General features: G+C 60.0%; 21 protein-coding genes and 1 pseudogene. 20 read left to right on the top strand and 2 right to left on the bottom strand.

Annotated features, from left to right (window positions below; translation table 11 throughout):
* A pseudogene (locus B2344_RS01415) lies at positions 1-444 on the top strand (UDP-2,3-diacylglucosamine diphosphatase); the annotation flags it as partial.
* A gap of 6 nt (positions 445-450) precedes the next feature.
* Here B2344_RS01415 and B2344_RS01410 read toward each other — a convergent pair.
* Positions 451-1,578 (bottom strand): acyltransferase family protein, encoded by a 1,128-nt coding sequence (locus tag B2344_RS01410; protein ID WP_290484519.1) that lies wholly within the window; start codon positions 1,576-1,578, stop codon positions 451-453.
* A gap of 214 nt (positions 1,579-1,792) precedes the next feature.
* Here B2344_RS01410 and B2344_RS01405 point away from each other — a divergent pair, with 214 nt between their 5' ends.
* The 6 genes from B2344_RS01405 (at position 1,793) to B2344_RS01380 (ending at position 6,984) form a co-directional block, all read left to right on the top strand.
* A complete protein-coding gene (locus tag B2344_RS01405) occupies positions 1,793-4,516 on the top strand; it encodes a helicase-related protein (RefSeq protein ID WP_290484518.1) in 2,724 nt (907 codons plus the stop codon).
* Entirely contained in the window at positions 4,513-4,800 is a 288-nt protein-coding gene (locus B2344_RS01400; RefSeq protein WP_290482380.1) for an RNA-binding S4 domain-containing protein, read from the top strand. The genes B2344_RS01405 and B2344_RS01400 overlap by 4 nt, the downstream gene beginning before the upstream one ends.
* Entirely contained in the window at positions 4,797-5,243 is a 447-nt protein-coding gene (locus B2344_RS01395; protein ID WP_051607791.1) for a TerB family tellurite resistance protein, read from the top strand. The genes B2344_RS01400 and B2344_RS01395 overlap by 4 nt, the downstream gene beginning before the upstream one ends.
* 85 nt (positions 5,244-5,328) lie before the next feature.
* Positions 5,329-5,673, top strand: a complete 345-nt coding sequence (gene fdxA, locus B2344_RS01390; protein ID WP_034814766.1) for a ferredoxin FdxA — start codon at positions 5,329-5,331, stop codon at positions 5,671-5,673.
* 245 nt (positions 5,674-5,918) lie between these two features.
* The gene (locus tag B2344_RS01385) at positions 5,919-6,440 is read left to right on the top strand and encodes a CarD family transcriptional regulator (protein ID WP_034814768.1); all 522 of its coding nucleotides are present in this window, start codon (positions 5,919-5,921) and stop codon (positions 6,438-6,440) included.
* Between the two features lie 274 nt (positions 6,441-6,714).
* Positions 6,715-6,984, top strand: a complete 270-nt coding sequence (locus tag B2344_RS01380; protein WP_034814770.1) for a hypothetical protein — start codon at positions 6,715-6,717, stop codon at positions 6,982-6,984.
* Between the two features lie 55 nt (positions 6,985-7,039).
* Here B2344_RS01380 and B2344_RS01375 read toward each other — a convergent pair whose 3' ends face one another.
* Positions 7,040-8,611 carry a long-chain-fatty-acid--CoA ligase gene (locus tag B2344_RS01375; protein WP_206991553.1) on the bottom strand — a complete coding sequence of 524 codons (1,572 nt, stop codon included), beginning with the start codon at positions 8,609-8,611 and terminating at the stop codon, positions 7,040-7,042.
* A gap of 157 nt (positions 8,612-8,768) precedes the next feature.
* Between B2344_RS01375 and B2344_RS01370 the strand changes: the two genes are divergently transcribed.
* From B2344_RS01370 to ybgF, 13 genes are all read left to right on the top strand, one after another.
* On the top strand, positions 8,769-10,055 hold the full coding sequence (locus B2344_RS01370; protein ID WP_286852171.1) for a glutamate-5-semialdehyde dehydrogenase: 1,287 nt from the start codon (positions 8,769-8,771) through the stop codon (positions 10,053-10,055).
* A complete protein-coding gene (locus tag B2344_RS01365) occupies positions 10,052-10,651 on the top strand; it encodes a nicotinate-nucleotide adenylyltransferase (RefSeq protein WP_290482382.1) in 600 nt (199 codons plus the stop codon). The genes B2344_RS01370 and B2344_RS01365 overlap by 4 nt, the downstream gene beginning before the upstream one ends.
* A complete protein-coding gene (locus tag B2344_RS01360; protein WP_290484517.1) occupies positions 10,648-11,400 on the top strand; it encodes a HesA/MoeB/ThiF family protein in 753 nt (250 codons plus the stop codon). Before B2344_RS01365 ends, B2344_RS01360 begins: the two co-directional genes overlap by 4 nt.
* A gap of 65 nt (positions 11,401-11,465) precedes the next feature.
* A complete protein-coding gene (locus B2344_RS01355) occupies positions 11,466-12,467 on the top strand; it encodes an alpha/beta fold hydrolase (RefSeq protein ID WP_290484516.1) in 1,002 nt (333 codons plus the stop codon).
* 57 nt (positions 12,468-12,524) lie between these two features.
* Positions 12,525-13,079, top strand: a complete 555-nt coding sequence (locus B2344_RS01350) for a lipocalin family protein (protein WP_206991548.1) — start codon at positions 12,525-12,527, stop codon at positions 13,077-13,079.
* 31 nt (positions 13,080-13,110) lie between these two features.
* Positions 13,111-13,569 (top strand): YbgC/FadM family acyl-CoA thioesterase, encoded by a 459-nt coding sequence (locus B2344_RS01345; RefSeq protein ID WP_206991547.1) that lies wholly within the window; start codon positions 13,111-13,113, stop codon positions 13,567-13,569.
* Positions 13,570-13,574: 5 nt separating this feature from the next.
* Positions 13,575-14,201, top strand: coding sequence for an outer membrane beta-barrel protein (locus B2344_RS01340; RefSeq protein WP_290482384.1), 627 nt, complete (start codon positions 13,575-13,577; stop codon positions 14,199-14,201).
* Positions 14,202-14,394: 193 nt separating this feature from the next.
* Entirely contained in the window at positions 14,395-15,108 is a 714-nt protein-coding gene (tolQ, locus tag B2344_RS01335) for a protein TolQ (protein ID WP_034814783.1), read from the top strand.
* 3 nt (positions 15,109-15,111) lie between these two features.
* A complete protein-coding gene (locus B2344_RS01330; protein WP_034814786.1) occupies positions 15,112-15,552 on the top strand; it encodes an ExbD/TolR family protein in 441 nt (146 codons plus the stop codon).
* A 16-nt stretch (positions 15,553-15,568) separates the two neighbouring features.
* Entirely contained in the window at positions 15,569-16,534 is a 966-nt protein-coding gene (locus B2344_RS01325) for a hypothetical protein (protein WP_290484515.1), read from the top strand.
* Positions 16,535-16,564: 30 nt separating this feature from the next.
* Entirely contained in the window at positions 16,565-17,920 is a 1,356-nt protein-coding gene (gene tolB / locus B2344_RS01320; RefSeq protein WP_290484514.1) for a Tol-Pal system beta propeller repeat protein TolB, read from the top strand.
* Between the two features lie 225 nt (positions 17,921-18,145).
* Positions 18,146-18,694, top strand: coding sequence for a peptidoglycan-associated lipoprotein Pal (pal, locus tag B2344_RS01315; RefSeq protein WP_034814792.1), 549 nt, complete (start codon positions 18,146-18,148; stop codon positions 18,692-18,694).
* A gap of 99 nt (positions 18,695-18,793) precedes the next feature.
* Positions 18,794-19,792, top strand: a complete 999-nt coding sequence (gene ybgF / locus B2344_RS01310) for a tol-pal system protein YbgF (RefSeq protein ID WP_290484513.1) — start codon at positions 18,794-18,796, stop codon at positions 19,790-19,792.
* Positions 19,793-19,795: the final 3 nt, after the last annotated feature.

The following is a 19,795-nucleotide window of genomic DNA, read 5'->3' as shown; positions in this document are numbered from 1 at the left end:
CATGGCGACATGTTTGACGGCATGATGCGGGCCGACCGCAAATGGATCATGCATCTGGGCGATCATGCCTATAATTTCCTGCTCTGGACCAATACGAAGCTGAACGCGATCCGTCGCTGGTTCGGTATGCCGTACTGGTCGCTGTCACAGGCCCTGAAAAAGCGCACCAAGCGGGCGCTGAACCATATCCATAATTTCGAGGGCCATGTGGCGGATTATTGTCGTCGCAAGGAATTCGACGGCGCGATCTGTGGTCACATCCATGTCGCCGAAATGCGCGACATTGACGGCATCACCTACATGAATGATGGCGACTGGGTAGAGAGCTGCACGGCCCTCGTCGAGCATCATGACGGACGCTGGGAACTGCTCCACTTCCAGCCGCATGTGGTGAACGAAAAAGCGCCGGTCGCAGAGCTGGTCCGCGCCGAGGCGATGGCCTGATCCATCCTATCCCAAAAACGGTTTCAAACTGGCGCTGAGGCGGCGGCGGGCCTGGAATTGGCCGAGGAGCCAGAGCAAGCCGATTGAGACCAGTAGGGCGAGGATCACGGTCAGGGTGACGCGCAACTCGGTCGGGATGTCCGTCAGACCGGTACGGCGCAGCAGAACGCCAGTCAGGTGGCGGACGGGCTCGTGCACACAATAGAGCGGAAACGAGATCAGGCCGAGACGCTCGCAGACCCCGGTAAGCCAGAGGCTGCCCGGCTGGACGCGCGCGCCGATCAGGATGAGCAGCGGGCAGAGCAGGCCGATGGCGATAAACTGATAGGCGCCTTTTGCGTAGACGGGAAACATCAGGATGCCGAGTGTTACCGCGAATGCGATCAGCGTGGGCATCAGGCCTGTAAAGCGTGGCAGGTATCGGGCCACCGGGCCGGCAGGATTCTGGACCAGCCGGTAGATGATGATCCCGGCGAGGAAGGCCGAGAAAACGCGCGGAAAGCCGAAGAAGAAGGTCTGATGGCTCCAGCCGACATTGGCGGTCAGGTCATTGCCGGACAGGCGGGCCAGCGCGAGACAGCAAAACAGGTAGAGCGAGAAGGCGGCAAGGCAGGTGCCGACCAGTCGCCATTTCGGCAGGCGCGCAATCCAGATGAAGGCGATGCTGGCGACAAATTCGTAGAAGATCGACCAGAGCGGCGGATTGGACGGGAAGAGTTCCAGCGTGCCATTCGCAGGGATCTCGTAATCGCTGAGCGCCGGGATGAAAGCGAAATGCCCGATATGGGTCAGGGTGAACTGGAGGGGGTTGAAGGCCCGCCCGGTCTCGGCAAACACGATCAGCATCGCGATGGCGCCGAGTACCACGCCGCCCGCGACAGTCGGGGCGAGCCGGGAAATCCGTTTGTTGGCATAGACGCCCGCAGGCATGCCGTCCCGCAGGGCCTTGGCATAGGCATGATAGATGACAAAGCCGCTGAGGATGAAGAACAGGTCCACGGCAATATAGCTGTTCATGAGCAGCCTGGACTGTCCGCTTCCAATATAGTGGTAGAGCATCACGATGATCGCCGCGATCCCGCGCATGCCGTCGAGGACATAGAACCTCTGGCTCGAAGAGCGAGCCTGATTCATGGCGGTCATTGTCACGCGAAGTCCCCATTGTTTCCGAGGGCTCTAGGGGAGTGCGCAGAGGCGGACAACTTCTAATTGGATCGACAGGCGGGTTTTTTCCGGGCGACAGGATCAAGGGCAGTTTCCTGCCAGATTGACCGGTTCGGGGGCAGGGGGTGTGGGCCGATTGCAGGCTCAACTTGACTTTCAATGGCGGCCCCGCCACGCAACGTCGATGAGTTCCACCCTGAAGGCCATTCTCGGCCCCACCAATACCGGCAAGACCCACTATGCCATCGAGCGGATGACGGGGTTTGGCACCGGCATGATCGGCCTGCCGCTGCGCCTGTTGGCGCGCGAGGTTTATGATCGTGTGGTCGAGCGCAAGGGCGCGGCCCATGTCGCGCTGATTACTGGTGAGGAGCGCATTGTTCCGCGTACGGCGCGATACTGGGTGTGCACAGTGGAATCAATGCCGGTGGATCTGAAAGTGGATTTCGTCGCGATTGACGAGATCCAGCTGGCCGAAGACCAGGATCGGGGCCATGTCTTCACCGACCGTATCCTGAATTTGCGCGGCAATCACGAGACATTGCTGCTGGGCAGCGACACGATGCGCAGTGTGTTGCGTAAATTGGACCTTGGCGCCGAGACCGAGCCTCGCGAGCGGTTTTCAGAGCTGCGCTATACCGGGCATTGCAAGATCACCAAACTGCCGAAGCGTACGGCCATTGTCGCATTCAGCGCGGATGAGGTCTATGCGATTGGCGAATTGCTGCGGCGCCAGAAGGGGGGAGCGGCGATAGTGATGGGCGCGCTGAGCCCGCGCACGCGGAATTCGCAAGTTGAGCTCTACCAGTCCGGCGAAGTCGACTACATTGTTGCAACTGATGCGATCGGCATGGGGCTGAACCTTGATGTCGACCGGGTCGTGTTCGCCTCACGCTCGAAGTTCGATGGGCGGCGCCATCGCCTGCTGACACCAGCAGAATGCGCACAGATCGCGGGCCGGGCCGGGCGGTTCCGTACCGATGGTGAATTTGGGGAGACAGCGACCTGTCCGCCATTCGATGAAGCGACATGGCAGGCCATCGAGGCGCATCGGTTCGATCCGGTGGATCATCTGCAATGGCGCAACTCTGCACTCGACTTCTCCAGCCTGCGCCGCCTGATCCTGAGCCTTGAGACCCCATCCGGGCATCCATCCCTGATCCATAATCCGCATGCACTGGATGAATGGGTGCTGCGCCGAATGGCGGAAGATGCGGCCATCGGGCCGAATGTGGCGGGTACGCGCGAAGTGCGGCGGCTATGGGATCTGGCCCGCCTGCCAGACTTCCGCAAAGCCGGGCCGGAAGGCCATGCGCGGCTCGTGCTGGGCCTTGCTGAAACGCTCGCCAATCCGGATGCACGCCTTGCCGACAAGGGGCTGGAGCGCCGTCTGGATGATCTTTCTTCGACCCAGGGCGATATTGCGAAGCTGCAGCAGCGGCTTGCCAATATACGGACCTGGACCTATGCCGCCCATCGGCCTGACTGGCTGGAAAACCCGGAAAAATGGCAGGATCGAACACGAGAGATTGAAGACTCCCTGTCAGACGCGCTACACGAAGCGCTGACTGCCCGGTTCGTGGACCGGCGAACCACCGCTTTGCTTGCCAGCCTGAAGAAGGAAGACGCCCTCGTGACCGAATTGACCCCGGAAGGTGATGTCCGTGTGGAAGGCCATGTCGTTGGACGCCTGAAAGGCCTGACCTTCGAACCTGTTCTTGATGCCCGTACGCTCGAAGGCAAGGCGGTGCGCAGCGCAGCCCAGGCCGCTGTGCGCCCGCTGATCCTGGAACGCCTGTCGCTGATCGTGGCGGCGCCGGATGATGCGTTCAAACTGAATGATGAAGGCCAGATCGAACACATCAATTCGCCCGTGGCCCATCTGGCCAAGGGATCGAGCTGGATGGCGCCGCGCGTCGAGATTGTCGGCGCATCCGAAGTCGACCCGGCCGAGCGTGAAGCTGCGCGCCAGCGGCTGGAGCAATGGGCCGCGGCCGAGACCGCCAAGATCCTGCCAACTCATACAAAGCTGGCCGTTGAAAAAGCGGGCGATGCGCTGGAAGGTCTCGCGCGCGGGATTGCCTTCCGTCTTCTTGAAACCGGGGCTGCGGTTGATCTTCGCCAGGATGACCCAAGTCTGCGTCTGACCGGCGACCAGCGTGAAGCCCTCAAAGGCATTGGGGTGAGAGCAGGCCGTGTCGCGGCACATGTGCCGGATGCGCAAAAGCCTGCAGGCCAGCGCATGATCGCCATTCTGCGCGCTGTGTTTGAAGGTCAGCCTTTCCCACTGGCACCCGAGGGGGCCGGGTCATTTGCGCTTGATGGCACATGGCCGGAAGAGGCGCTTGCCGCCAATGGCTATCTTCGTTTCGGCCGCCGGGCCGTGCGCGCAGACCTTGCCGAACGTCTCGGCTGGGAGATCGCCAAGCGCCGCAAGGAAGCCTCGAAGAACGCATTCCCCATCGAGATCGACCTGGCTTCCGTCGTCTCTTGCCCTGCCGATGACTGGCCCGCCGTGTTGAAAGGCTTTGGCCTTGCGCCTGCGGAAAAGGACAAGGAAACGGATGCCGTTACTTTGTGGCGCTATGCGTCCCGCGCCCGTCCCGAGGGGCGGTCTGAAGGCGGGCGGCCCCAGCGCGGCCGAGATCAGAATGCCGGTGGCAAAGGCCCGAAAGGCCCACGCGGACCAAAACAGCAAGGCGGGGGCGGGCGGTCCAATTCCCGCAGTGCCCCGCAGTCGCGCCAGCCGGACCCGGACAGCCCGTTCGCGGCGCTCGCAGCCCTGCTGCCGGAGCCCAAGCGGGCGGCTAGCAAACCAAAGAAAAAGAAACGCAAGCCAAAACCCAAGCCGGATGCCGCCGCTGAAAGCGCAGCTGATACGAGCTTCGAGTACAAGCCCTTTCAATGACGGACACGCCAACGCTGCGCCTTGATGTGTGGCTGTGGCGGACACGGTTTTTCAAGACTCGCGCCCTGTCCGGATCGTATATTCGCAAGCGGGGCGTCCGATTGACCCGCAATGGCCAGACCCGGCGCGTCAACAAGCCGGGCGCCGCTATTTGCGTTGGAGATGTTGTCACGCTGGCGCGAGGCGCGCATATCAGGACCGTCGAAGTGCTGGATCTGGGCACTCGGAGAGGGCCGGCAGAAGAGGCGGCGGCAATGTACACGACGCTGGAGACCGACACATGATGAACACGCTGAAAAATCTGTTCCGGCAGAAAACGCCTGCCGAGAGACCGATGGACCCGCAAGTCGCGGCTGCGGCGCTACTTGTCGAGGCTGCCCTGTCCGATGGGGTCTATGTGAACATTGAAAGCGACATGATCGCTGAAATCCTGTTGGAAGCGTTCAAATTCGATGCAGACAAGGCAGATGCCGTGCTGGCCGAAGGCGAAGCCTTGGCTGAAGAGGCGGTCGGTTCCCACCAGTTTACCAAGCATGTGAAGAAGCTGCCGATTGCGGAGCGGATTTCCATCATTGAAGGCTTGTACCGGGTCGCGCTGGCTGATGGCGAAAAAAGCGATATCGAGGATGCCTATATCCGCCATGTCGCCTCGCTGCTGCATATTGACGATATTTCTCGCGCACAGGCTCGCCAGGCGGCGGAAAAGCGGATCGCCGACGCTTCCTGAAGACTCCTGTCAGAACACCTCATTGACATGAGCGCCTGCGCGCGCCATTTCGCCGGTGCACAAACCCCAGAAGGCCCTCCTGCCCATGACCTATATTGTCGTTGATGCCTGTATCCGCTGCAAATACATGGATTGCGTCGAGGTTTGCCCTGTCGACTGCTTCTATGAAGGCGAGAACATGCTGGTCATCCACCCGGATGAGTGCATCGATTGCGGTGTGTGCGAGCCGGAATGCCCTGTGGAGGCCATCAAGCCCGATACCGAGGATGACCCGGACGCCAAATGGCTGAAGCTGAATACCGAGTATGCGCAGACCTGGCCAAATATCACCCGGATGAAGGAACCGCCGGCAGACCGGGAAGAATTTGCGCAAGAAACCGGTAAGCTGGAGAAATATTTCAGCCCCAAACCGGGTGAAGGCGACGCCTGAATCGGGTCGTCCGAACCCTGATTTTGCTGGGTTTCTCAATAAACGTTAACAAAATCAGCGACCTTGGGAACTTTACTCTTGGTTAGCATCTGGGCGTGTCTGTTGAAAAAGCTGCACATTTATGCTATCGTTCAGACTTGAGTAATAACTGAAAAGATCCGGAAACTTCAACTCAGACCGTCAAATGCGTCGGACTGGGGGGGATTTTGTCGGCTCTAAATGCGTAGAAAAGGGCGATATCCAACATGGCTAAAAAAGCATCTGCGGAACTGGCGTTTGAAGTGGGTCAAAGCGTCGTTTACCCCGCACACGGGGTGGGCAAGATCACGAGCGTTGAGAAGCAGACTGTGGCCGGCATGGACCTGGAGGTCTATGTGGTGTCCTTTGATCAGGACAAAATGATCCTTCGCGTCCCAACCAATCGCGCCGAAGCCTCTGGCATGCGCGCACTGGCGGGTTCCAAGCTGGTCGAAGATGCGCTGAAGACCCTGGGTGGTCGTGCGCGCATCAAGCGGACCATGTGGTCGCGCCGGGCTCAGGAATATGAAGCGAAGATCAATTCCGGTGATCTGATTTCTATTGCGGAAGTCGTTCGCGACCTGCACCGCGGCGAAGATCAGCCGGAACAGTCCTATTCCGAGCGCCAGCTTTATGAGAGCGCCCTGGACCGTATGGCTCGTGAACTCGCCGCCGTCGAGAATATCGAGAAGGGCGACGCCATGGAAAAACTCGCAGAATCTCTCGCAAAGAAGAAAGTGGCTGCTTAAGCCTCCAACTCCTTTCGATCATGCAGAACCCCCGTACGGCCGCCTCGCCGTGCGGGGGTTTTTCATGTCCGAAGTCCTCAAATTGCATCAAAAATGAACAACCGGACCCGGAATATTAAAATAGCCGGGGTTTGGGCAGGTTCCTGTTAACCATACGGCAAAGGAGAGAAGGCACTCTTTGCCTGTCGTCGGAATGCTCTGGTGACGGATGGATGTCTTGGCTGACATGCCCGAAACAGGGTGGCGGTGAAGGCAGGGTGACAGGAGAAACAAGATGCCCTTTTCGGATATTGAAATACAGCCAGGTGGCCTGTTGGGCGCCGACGCGAATGCAGATGAGTTCTATCAGGCCGGCCTCGCTTGTGCCGCTGGTGTCGGATCGGAGATGGATCTGATCTCTGCGCACAAATGGTTCAACCTCGCTGTGTCCAAGGGACATGAAGAGGCCCGCGTGCAGCGGCAGGAAATGGCTGATATGCTGAGCTCGGAAGAAGTCAAAGTGGCGCTGTCTTCAGCCCGCGACTGGCTGAGCCTCGCCAACTAGTCCAATATGATTGATAGCGGACGGCATGGGGGACGCCATGCCATCCGCCTTCTGATCAGCTGATGCGACGCGCCTGGTCCTTCCAGTAAGTTTCGCGCAAATCCTTGCGCAAGACTTTGCCGGACGGATTACGGGGCAGCACCTCAATGAACTCTACCGTCTTTGGGCATTTATAGCCGGCAATGCGTTCGCGCGCCCAGGCGATTATGCTGTCCTGAGTCGGCGCTTCGCCCGGTTTGACGACGATGATGGCCTTGACGGCCTCGCCCCATTTTTCGTCGGGCACGCCAATAACTGCCACGTCCGCCACGCCAGGGTGGCCAAAGATCGCATTCTCGACTTCGGCGGGATAAATGTTCTCGCCGCCGGACACGATCATGTCCTTTACGCGGTCGTGGATATAGAGAAATCCGTCTTCGTCGAAATAGCCCGCGTCTCCTGTCCGGAAGAACCCGGACGCGTCGACCGATTCCTTTGTGGCATCCGGGCGGTTCCAGTATCCTTTCATGACGAAGGCGGACTTGATGGCGATCTCGCCAACTTCGCCGGTGGGGACGGGATTCCCTTCTGCGTCGAGGCATCGCACGATTGTGGCCGGATAGGGCACGCCGCATGAGCGCAGCTTTCCCCAGGCCGGGTCATGGGCTTCAGGCGGCAAATAGGTTCCGCAGCCGCCCGTCTCGGTCAGTCCGTAGAGCTGGGTGAAACGCGCACCCATGATGTCCTGCGCATCAAGCAGCAAACTCTCGGCAATCGGAGAGGCGCCATAGAAAACCTGCTTCAGGCTCGACCAGTTGATGTCGCGCACATTCGGTATCTGGGTCAGCATCAGGATGACTGCGGGGACCCAGAACGCATGGGCGATCTTGTGCTCGGGGATTAGTTTCAAGATTGCTGCCGGATCGATTTCACGCAGCACGACAGCTTTGGCACCTTGTGCGGCCGTCAGGATACCGATGTTTACGCCCGCCACATGGAAGAGGGGCATCGCGTTCATGACCGCGTCGCCGACATCATAGCTCGCCCATTCCAGCATGCCGGCCTGCTCGAAGATGGCGCGGTAGTTGCCATTGGTCAGCTGCACGCCCTTGGGCATGCCGGTAGTGCCGGATGTATAGAGCTGGATGACATCATCGTCGTCGCGCGTCGTGAGGCCCGGTGGATCGGTCAGCTGGCTGTCGCGCCATGCCGAGTAGGCTTTCCAATCCTCCCGATCGCCATCAATCGCGATGATATGTTCAAGGTCTGGCAATTCGGCGCGGATCTGGTCAATCAGGCCGTAGAAATCCTTGCCGACGAACAGGACTTTCACCCGCGCATCCGACAGGATGAATTTCACTTCGGGTGCGGCGAGTCGGGTGTTGACGGCGGTCATCGTTGCGCGGGCCTTGGCGGCGCCGAACAGCATCTCGTAATAGACAGCCATGTTCTTGGCGAGATAGCCGACCCGGTCATCCGGTTTCACGCCCAGGCCGATGAGGCCGTTGGCAATCTGGGTGGAACGTGTCTCCAGTTCGGCGAAGCTGGTTGTCTCGCCTTCGAACCAGAAAGCCTCCTCATCCGGGCGGATGCTGGCCTGGACGCGCGGGATATCGGCTAGATGAGGCATTGCCTCTACATCGATCATGGGTTCCTCCGGTGAAATTCTTGTTTCTTTCAAGCTATTCTAGGGCAAAATCCCGAAGAGTCAGCCCGTCCCCACCTGCAATCACTATTGGGATAGCTGAAGTAGGCGACGTTTAGCCGTCTTGCGGTCGGCCCGGCTTTCCGGCACATCCCATGACATGACTGATACGATGATAGCCGACACCGTAGACCTCGCTGAAACCATGCTCGACATGGGCCGCCGCGCCCGTGCCGCGTCTCGCAAGCTGGGCCAGATGACGCCCGCTGACCGAACACGCGGTTTGCAGGCGGTCGCGGCCGCGATTCGTGCGTCTGCCTCCAAAGTCCTGGCGGCCAATGCGCAGGATATGGACGCTGCCGAAGCCAAGGGGCTCGACGCGGCCATGCTGGACCGGCTGGCCCTGGATGCCGCGCGCCTTGAAGGGATTGCCTCCAGTGTGGAAGCCGTGGCCGGCTTGCCCGACCCCATTGGCAAGGAACTCGCCCGGTGGGAGCGGCCGAATGGGCTGGACATTGCGCGCATCGCCGTGCCGCTGGGCGTGATCGGCATCATCTATGAGAGCCGCCCGAATGTCACCGCCGATGCCGGCGCGCTCTGTCTGCGCTCGGGCAACGCGGCGATCCTGCGCTGCGGGTCTGAAAGCACGCACTCGTCCCGCGCAATCATCGACGCCATGCGCGGCGCGCTGAAGGCCGAAGGATTACCGGAAGACGCGGTGCAACTGGTCATGACCACCGACCGCGCCGCAGTAGGCCACATGCTGGCCGGCCTCGAAGGCAATGTGGACGTGATCGTCCCGCGCGGTGGGCGCAGCCTGGTCGAGCGCGTGCAAAAGGATGCGCGCGTTCCCGTGATCGGTCATCTCGAAGGGCTTTGCCATGTCATCGTCGACAAGGCTGCTGATCCCGAGAAGGCAGTTTCCATTGTCGTGAATGCCAAGATGCGCCGGACAGGAATCTGTGGCTCGGCGGAAACGCTCCTGGTCGATGCGGCTGTGGCGGACGATCTATTGCCGAAGATCGCGGCCGGCCTGTTGGAAGCGGGCTGTGAATTGCGCGGAGATGACCGCGCCCGCGCCATCGTGCCAGAGATGATCGAAGCCACCGAGGCCGACTGGTCCACCGAATATCTTGCGCCGATCCTGGCCGTTGCGGTTGTCGACGATTTGAGCGCAGCGCTAGCGCATATTGGCTCCTGGTCGTCCGGACACACAGAATGTATCATTACTGAAGATTCTGATGCAGCAGACCGCTTCTTTGCGACGGTCGACAGCGCGATTTTGCTGCACAATGCCTCTACTCAATTTGCGGATGGCGGCGAGTTCGGCATGGGCGCCGAGATTGGTATCGCCACGGGTCGCATCCATGCGCGCGGACCCGTGGGGGCAGAACAGCTGACGACGTACAAATACATTGTGCGAGGAACCGGGCAGGTTCGTCCTTGAGCCGAGCAATTTTACCGGGACCATCGGCTGGCCTCCGCATCGGCCTGTTCGGCGGCAGTTTCAATCCGGCCCATTCCGGCCATTTCCATGTGGCATCCACAGCCATGAAACGGCTACAGCTAGATTGGGTCTGGTGGATCGTGGCGCGCGGGAATCCCCTGAAGACCGGACACGGAGATTTTTCGGGCCGCTTCCGGTCAGCCGAGGCGGTCGCAGACCATCCACGAATGCGGGTGACAGATATCGAGACGCGGCTCGGCCTGACTTATTCCTATCGTACCTTGTCGACGCTGACAGCGGCAGCGCCCGCTGCGAAATTCGTCTGGTTGATGGGCGCTGACAATATGGTCAATTTCCATCTCTGGGGCGCGTGGCAGGGGATTGCGCAGATGATGCCGATCGCCATCGTGGCGCGTCCGGGGATTGGGCCGGGTGCTCGCAACTCACCGTTCGCCCGTCGCTTTGCCAGTAGTCGTGTCCCGGTTTCAGCTGCCGCCTCGCTGCCGGATCGTGATCCGCCTGCATGGGTCTACCTGCCTGCGCCGCTGGACCCGATCTCCTCGACCGCTATTCGCCAGAAGAAAGCAGGACAATGAGCCTCAGCCCGGAAGACCTCGCCCGGCACAAGCGCCACATCATGCTGAAGGAAATAGGCGGACCCGGCGTCCAGAAGCTGCGCGCGGCGTCGATATCCATTGTCGGGGCAGGGGCGCTCGGCGGGCCATGCGCAATGTTCCTGGCGGCTGCAGGCATCGGGCAGATCGAAATCTGGGATGATGATGTCATTGAGCGGTCGAATCTGCAGCGACAAATCCAGTTTGGAGAACGCGACCTCGGCAAGGCCAAGGTGGATATCCTGGCTGAGCGCCTGGCGACGGATCATCCCGGGACAAGGATCAGCACGCGTCGAAAGAAATGGTCGCCTTCCGACCCGCTGTCCGGCAGCATTCTGGTCGATGCGACGGACAATTTCCCGACCCGCTACGCCCTCAACGCAGCGGCCCACCTGAGCGAACGCTTGTTGGTGCACGGCGCAGCCGCAGGGTGGACCGGGCAAGCCAGCGTGTTTGCGTCCGGCTGCCGGGACGGCGCGCCATGCTATCGCTGCTGGGTGCCCGAAACGCCGCCGAATGCGGCGGCTTGCGATGAAGTTGGCGTGGTCGGGCCCGTGACCGGAATGGTTTCAACGCTCATGGCGCTTGAAGTCGTGAAGCTGGTCACAGGCGCCGGAGAGCCGATGATTGGAAACCTTATTCTGATCGATGGCTTGATGGCCGACGTCAGGAAAGTCCGGTTGCGGCGCGATGCAACCTGTAGTGTCTGCGGCACTGAGCGTGCGATTTGACTTGGCGTCGTCAGGGGGGCTTAGTGCCGATCACCTGATTTGAAACTGCGGGAGCCGGGAACAAGATGAAACGATTGCTAGTCGTGCTGGTGACGGTTGCGATCATTCTCACGGCGGGCTGGTTGATGCTGCGCCGTCCGGACATTTCCTACAACACATTGGAGTCGGTCTACTCGAAATCGAACAGCCGGTACCTGAAATCCGGTAGTCAGGTCGAGCTGCATTTTACCGATACCGGTCCGCGCGACGCGCCAATACTTGTGCTTGTGCATGGCTATTCTGCCTCTCTGAACACCTGGGACGCATGGGTGCGCAATCTGCGTAAGGATTACCGGGTCATCCGGTTGGACCTGCCGGGCCATGGCCTGTCGCGCTGCGTCGACAATGATGAGATCGGCATCGAGCAATTCATTGCCAGCATCGACCGCGTGACGCATTCACTGGACGTCGACCAGTTCACCCTCGTCGGCAGTTCCATGGGCGGGCACACCGCCTGGGCCTATGCACTCGCTCATCCGGAAAGGCTGGATGGTTTGGTCCTGGTGGATGCGGCCGGTTGGCTCAGTGCGCCGGGCGAGGACGATAAGGACCCGGTGATTTTCAAATTGCTGCGCAATGGGTTTGCCCGCAACGTGATGAAGGATCTCGACATGTCAGCCTTGATCCGGTCGGGCCTGGAAAACAGCTTTGCGGATCCTGAACTGGTAACGGATGAAATGGTGGAGCGGTATTCGGCCATGTCTCGTGCGCCGTGCCATCGCGAGGCGCTGCTCAAGATCATGAGCGGCACGACACTGCGGGTGCCTGCGTCCAAGGAGAGGCTGAGCGCAATCACCGTGCCGACGCTGATCCTGCATGGGGATACTGACAATCTGATTCCCGTGGCACATGCGGAAAAGTTTGCCGATGCCATCCCGGGGTCGAAGCTCATCATCTATCCCGAGACCGGACATATCCCGCAGGAGGAGCAGCCTGTTGCCTCGGTAGAAGACTTCCGTGCGTTTCTTGCCGCCATTTATTCCGAAGAAACCGCAGAGCCCGAGGCGGTTGAGCCAAACGGCGAATAGGTCTCCGGGAAACCAGTCGGCAGGTTCATGCGTAGAAGGGGCATAGGAGAACCCCATATGCGCCTCGCCCTTTCCGCCATTGCCGCCGCCCTGCTTGCGGCCTGTACCAGCCAACCCGATTATCGCGCCAGCGATTCAACGCCGCCGACCGTGCCATCTGTCGATCTCGATCGGTATGCTGGCCTCTGGTACGAAATTGCCCGCTATCCGAATGGGTTTGAACGCAATTGCACAGGTGTGACGGCTGAGTATGGCCTGAACTCCGATGGCACCGTGTCGGTGACCAATACGTGTTTCAAGGGATCGCTCGACGGAGAGAAAACGGTGGCTGAAGGCAAGGCCCGCATCGTGGAGGGGTCTGGCAACAGCAAGCTGAAAGTGAAGTTTGCGCCCGCATGGGTTCCGTTTGCAGAGGGCGACTATTGGGTGCTGGCTCTGGAGCCGGATTATTCAGCCGCCCTCGTCGGCAGTCCGGACGGCAAGTATCTGTGGATCCTCTCGCGCACGGCGCAGCTTGATGGGAAAACCCTGGAGCGTCTGAAGACGCGTGCCGAAGAGCTTGGATACGAAACGGCTCCGCTCGAAATGACCCTGCAATCGGAACAGGGGTGACGATTCTCGCGAGCTTTGGTAGGCGAACCCAATGAGCCTTCCCAATCTTGATGCCAACAATTTCGATGCCGAGCGCCAGCACTGGATCACCGTGCGGGTCTATTATGAAGACACCGACTTCACCGGCATGGTCTATCACGCCAATTATCTCCGCTTCTTTGAGCGGGGTCGATCAGACCATCTGCGCGACGCTGGCGTTTCCCATCAATCCCTGCTGGAGCGGGAAGACCCGGCGGCTTTCACGCTGACGCGGGTTGAAGTTGACTATCGCAAGGCGGCGCGGGTAGACGACCTGCTGCATATCCGGACGCGCTATATCGGCACCGACGGACCCCGCATCCTTTTTTCCCAGACCTGTTTCAGGGGAGAGGAAATCATTGCAGAGGGTGAGATCACAGCTGTCATGATCCACGCCGATGGCCGCCCGCGCCGTCCGATCCGCGAATTGGTGAAGCAACTGGAAGCATATCGCTGGGAGGGCGAGTCTTGAAATTGATGCACTTGGCGCTGTGGGGCGCGTGCCTGAGCTATCCGGCGGTTGCGCAGGCAGAAGCAGACTTTGATGCCGAGCGCGGCTTCTATGTTGCTGTGCGCGGATACGGGTCGATTGGGGACCAGAACAATCTGATTTTCGATGACAGCCGCGAGATCGCCGGGGCACTGGGCTACCGGGTCAACCACTCTGTTCGTCTGGAGGCCGAATACGGATTCCGCTGGGCCAATATCGCGGGACTGAACGGTGCGAGCACGGCAAGTGGCGATTTCACAAGCCGCTCGATCGGAGTCCACGCCTTCTACGATTTCCGGGAAGGCAAGCGGTTGCGCCCATTCCTGGGTGCGGGCGGCGGGGCAGGGGTGCTCGATTTCAACTTCTCTGGTCCCGCGGACATTAATCCGGATTTCATCGTGGTCGGCAAGGACACCAATTCCAGTGCCTACTGGAATCTGTTTGCTGGCGCGACCTATCATCTGTCGGACAATTTCCGCCTGTCGCTGGGCAGTGAATACGTCTCGTATTCGGATCAGGCCGTCGCGTCGAACCTAGGCGGAATTGATGGCATCAACCGCGCCTACAACTTCTATGTCGGCACGCGATGGTTCCTGCCCGACCTGACCAATTGATCGCAGGTCTGGTGCCAAATATCGGCCGATTGCCCACGTTTCGTTAAGAAAACACCCTTAGCCGTTAACTGTGCTGCGGAAACTGGCCATCCTGCCGTGTTTCTGCCGAATTTGGTGTGGATGAAGGGGTGTGCCGGTCCCGTTTGGGATGCGGCTGATCACCCATGACGCGTAGATAGGAGCTTTAGCCCCCATGGAATCAGAAGCGATAGGCACTGCCGCGAGTCATGCCGACTTCTCGCTCTTCAGCCTCATTATGGCGGCTGACCCAATTGTTAAGCTGGTGCTCCTGTTCCTGCTGCTGGCATCTATCTGGTCCTGGATGGTGATTGGCGAAAAGCTTTTCTCGCTGGGCGCTGTACGCAAGAAATCACGCCAGTTCGAAGAAGCCTTCTGGAGCGGACGCACCGAGGATTTCGACATGCGGCCCGGTCAGGCAACCAATGACGCCGCCAGCCGCGTGTTTGCAGCGGCCGCGCGCGAATGGTCTGACGCCAAGCGTTTGCAATCTGGTTCCGGCGAGGCGGCGGCCCTTGTCAGCCGCGCCGAGCGATCAATGCGCGCAGCGGTGGATCGCGAGATCGGACGCGCCGGAAACGGCCTCGGCATTCTTGCGACCATCGGATCTGCGTCACCCTTTATTGGCCTGTTCGGGACCGTCTGGGGCATCATGAACGCCTTCCTCAACATCGCCGAACAGCAGGATACCAGCCTGGGCACCGTGGCCGGCCCGATCGCCGAGGCGCTGTTCGCGACCGGCATGGGCCTCGTTGCGGCCATCCCGGCGGTCATCTTCTACAACAAATTCACCGGCGATCTGACCAAGCTGGGCGACCAGCTGGACACGTTCTCGCAGGATGTTCTGGTGCGTTTGTCGCGCCGTGCCTCTGAATCCGCGAGGGACTAGGCGATGGGATTGATCCTTGGTTCAGGTGGCAAGGGCGGACGGCGCGGCCGTCGCGCGCTGAATGCCGAGATCAATGTGACGCCTTTTGTGGACGTCATGCTGGTCTTGCTGATCGTGTTCATGATCACTGCGCCGCTATTGGTGCGCGGCGAGGAAGTGAATTTGCCAAAGACGAGTTCCGGCCCGATCAAGACCGAACCGAATGACGACCCGCTGGCGATTTCCATCCGCGAGAATGGCGAGGTCTTCATTCAGACCACCCTTGTTGAGGATATCGCCACGCTCGGTCCGCAATTGCAGGCAATTATTGGCGAAGGCTACGAGCAGCCGATCTATCTTCGCGGTGACGAGAACACGCCCTATGGCCGGATCATGGAAGTGACGGCCGAAATCCGGGCAGCAGGCTATACACGTGTGTCCTTTGTGACCGAACAAAAGAAGTAGGAGCGACCAGCCCCACATGCTTCGCGGCTTTACCATCTCGACCCTTCTTCATGCTTCCGTGCTTGCCGCGGCGGTGATGACGTGGCCGATGAAGAAGAGCGATTGCGACAAGCAGATCGAACGATTGGAACGTGAGGAGCCGGGCCTTTCGCCGGTCGATATCCTGCTGCGCCTGCCGCAATGCGCGAGCACGATTGATGTGCCGATCGACATTGTCGATATTGGTCTGGTTACGGACGTTGCGCCGATCCAGAAAGTGCAGGAGCCTGCCGAAGAGGAGCCTGAAGAGACCGAACCGGAAGAGCAGCCTGACCCTGTCGAGGAAGATGCCGAAATCGTCGAGGATCCGCCGGAAGAACCGGACGAGGTGAACGAGACACGCGAAACCGAAACAGCCGAAGAAGAGCCTGTTGTCGAAGACACCAAGGCCGAGCCCGAGGAAAAGCCGGAAGAGCCTGAGCCAAAGAAGGAAGAGCCTCCGAAGAAGGAGCCGAAGCTGATCGAGAAGCAGAAGCCGAAATCGGAGTCTGACGACCTCGACTTTCTGAATGATTTCGAGGACATCCTGAAGGACAAGGCCCAGACCCAGCGCAAGGCTGCGCAAGAACAGGCCCCGCCTCCGATCAATAAGCCGGTGCTTCAAGACGTCCAGCAGCCCCGCAAGGGGGCAGGGGAGCGGCGCGGCAACACGGCCTCCCTGCAAGCCGCGATGCGCCGCCAGATCGGCTATTGCTGGAATGGCGTGGATGATCTGCCCAAGGATGACCAGATCAACGTGGTGATCCGGGTGAGGCTGAACCTGGACGGCTCGCTGGATGGCAATGCAAGCCTTGTGACGCCGCGCTCGATGCCGATTGGCCGCCGCGGCGTTGTGGTGCAGCGGGCCCTGACAGCCGTGCGCCAGTGTGCGAACTACCAATTGCCTGAAGACGATTATGACGAGTGGAAAGATATCGAGGTCACAATCGGCCCGCTCAAGTGACCTGAATAGACATTCTGAGGAGAGTTTATAATGACCCGTATCCTGACAGCCTTGGTGCTGGCCCTCATGATACCCATCGGTCTCGCCATGCCTGCAGCTGCGCAGCTACAGGTCCGCGTGGACGAGGGTAATTTCCAGCCCACACCCTTGGCCATTCCGGACTTTGAAGTCCGCGGCACGAATGCCGAAATGGCCGAAGACATCGCCGATGTCGTTCGGGCCGATCTGGAATCGACCGGCCTGTTCGACATCCAGAACCCGGCCTCCTTCATCCAGAAGGATCTCTCGATTGATGTTCAGCCACGTTTTCCGGATTGGCGAATCATCCAGACCGAGGGCCTTGTCGTCGGCGCGTATGAAGAATTGCCAGACGGCAAGATCGCCGTCTCGTTCCGCCTGTGGGACGTTTATGGCGGCGAAGTCATGCGGATCAACGGCCAGCCCGGCCGTCGCCTGACCACGACGCCAGACAATTGGCGCCGCATCGCACACAAGATTGCGGATTCCATCTATAACCGCCTGACCGGTGAAGACCCATATTTCGATACGCGGATCGTCTACATTGCCGAGACCGGCCCAAAGACCGAGCGTGTGAAGCGCCTGGCGATCATGGATGCTGATGGTGCCAATCAACAATATCTGACTGCGGGGACGAACACGGTGCTGACGCCGCGCTTCAGCCCGTCAGCGCAGGAAATCACCTACATGTCGTATGAGGGCGGCCGTCCGCGCGTCTACCTCTTCAATATTGAGACGGGCCGTCAGGAATTGCTGGGCAATTTTCCGGGCATGACCTTCGCGCCGCGCTTCTCGCGGGATGGGGAGAGTGTGTTGATGACCCAGGCCCAGGGCGGCAACTCTGAAATCTACCTCATGAATCTGCAGACACGCCAATCGCGTCGCCTGACAGACCACCCGGCGATTGACACCTCACCTTCCATGTCACCGGACGGACGCGCCATTGTATTCACGTCTGACCGTGGCGGCAGCCCGCAGCTCTACATCATGAACACCGATGGCAGTCCGCGGACCTGCCCCTCCGGTGGTCGGGATGTTGCTTGCCGCATCACCTTCAACAAGGGCCAGTATTCAACGCCGGTCTGGAGCCCACGAGGTGATCTGGTCGCGTTCACCAAGCAACTCGGCGGTCGATTTTACATCGGCGTGATCGGGACAGATGGCAAAGGCGAGCGCCTGCTGACCGAATCATATCTCGATGAGGGTCCGGACTGGTCACCAAACGGGCGCGTGATCGTGTATTTCCGCGAAAGTCGCCCCGGCGCTGGGCCACAGCTCTGGTCGGTCGATCTTTCAGGCCGAAATGAGCGCAGAATGATGACCCAGACCGACGCTTCCGATCCGGCCTGGTCGCCATTGTTGCAATAAATTCATGGCTTTCGCCCCCGGTTTTCGTCCGGGGGCGTTGCTTTTTGGAGACAAAACGTCAAAATAGTATCGAATCTGGGCGTTAGCTCTGCTTCCGCCCGATTGTCGCCCGAATTCTGTCAGAATATGGAGACAGATACCCGCTACACCCGGCACAACGTTGACAAACGCCAGCCGTTAAGGCGTCAATTAGCACTCAGGACATCCAGGGGAGTCTGAATAGCAATGAATACCACTTTTAAACTCGCAGCCGCAGCCGCGGTTGTTCTTTCGATCAGCGCGTGTGCATCCCAACCAGAGCCTGTTGAGCAGGTCGAGGAGCAGGCACCAGTTGAAGTTGCTGAGCCAGCACCGGCTCCGGCTCCAGTTGAAGCAGCGCCAGCCGCACCGGTTGGTCCGCTCGCAGGCTCGCTCGAAGACTTCCGCGTCAACGTTGGTGAGCGCGTCTACTTCGACCTCAATGGCTACCGCCTCGATGTCGACGACCAGGAAATCCTGAAGCGTCAGGCTGCTTGGCTGTCGTCCTATCCGGGCGTTCGCATCATCGTTGCAGGTAACTGTGATGAGCGCGGCACCCGCGAGTACAACCTTGCCCTTGGTGAGCGTCGTGCTTCTATCGTGAAGGACTATCTGGTCAGCCTCGGCGTCGACCCGTCCCGCGTTGACACGATCTCCTACGGTAAAGAGCGTCCAATCGCTGCTGGTTCCGACGAGCAGGCATGGGCCCTGAACCGTAACGGCTTCACGCAAATCGTTTCCGGCGCAAACAGCTAGGTTTCTGCCGCGAATAGCTTCACAAGATGCAGCCGGGTGCCTTATTTTGGCCCCGGCTGTTTTTGTATGTTCGCCCACAATCCTCCGGAGGCTTCCCCCATGTTCAAAGCGCCCGCTCTTGTCCTCGCCAGCTTTTGCCTGATTGTTGGTCCTGCTGCCGCTCAGCGCGCTGCACCCATAACGCAAGGGGTCACCAGCTCCGACCTGTCGCAACAGGTGGCGCAGGCCCGCCAGCAAAGCGCGCAGGTTCAGGTCGAGGTCAATGGATTGACCGGGGACGTGATGCAACTGACCGGGCGGGTGGAAACGCTTGAATTCCAGCTCCAGCAACTGCGCGAGCAAAACGAGAACCTGTCACGCGACAATGAGGCCCTCATCGACGAGGCCGATGATTTGCGAACGCAGCTGGAAAATCAGTCTGCAGATATTGCCTCCCTGAAATCCTATCTTTCAGCGGCGGGCATCATGCCCGAGGCTGACCCCATGCCGGGCAATGCCGGCGGAGAGTTCGGAACGATGCCGGAAATGGGGACGGCGACTGACCAGAGCTTCAATTCTGGCCCACGCCGTCTTGATGCACCCGCCTCCATGGGTGAAACGACTTCAAATACGTCCGGCCCGACCCGCCTGACCATGGGCGGCGCAGCCACTGCCGGCGAATCTCTGCCGGAAGGTTCACTGGGCACGATTCCTGCCAGCGCCCTGCCGGGCGAAGCGGGCCCGCTCTTCGCCCTTGCGAAATCCAAGCTGATCCAGTTTGACTATGCTGGTGCGGAAGAGGCCTTTCGCGCCTTCCTTGAGCGGTTCGGCGATGACCCGCAGGCTGGTGAGGCACACTATTGGCTGGGAGAGTCGCTCTATCAGCAGAAAGCGTATGCCGACAGCGGCGCAGCCTATACGACGATGATCCGGTCTTATCCCGACAATCCCCGCGCGCCGGATGCGCTGGTCAAGCTGGCGCGGGCAATGCGTCTGATCGGTGACAAGGAAAAGGCCTGTCTGGCCCTTGGTACGCTGCCGAGCCGCTATCCGAACGCTTCGGGTGTGACGCGGGATCTGGCTGCGGTTGAGCGCACCAAGTCCGGCTGTGACAACTAGACG

It is taken from the genome of Hyphomonas sp. UBA3195, assembly GCF_002366485.1.
GTDB lineage: Bacteria > Pseudomonadota > Alphaproteobacteria > Caulobacterales > Hyphomonadaceae > Hyphomonas.
The sequence above is the reverse complement of the archived record's forward strand: the minus strand, read 5'-3'. Positions and strand labels throughout refer to the sequence as shown.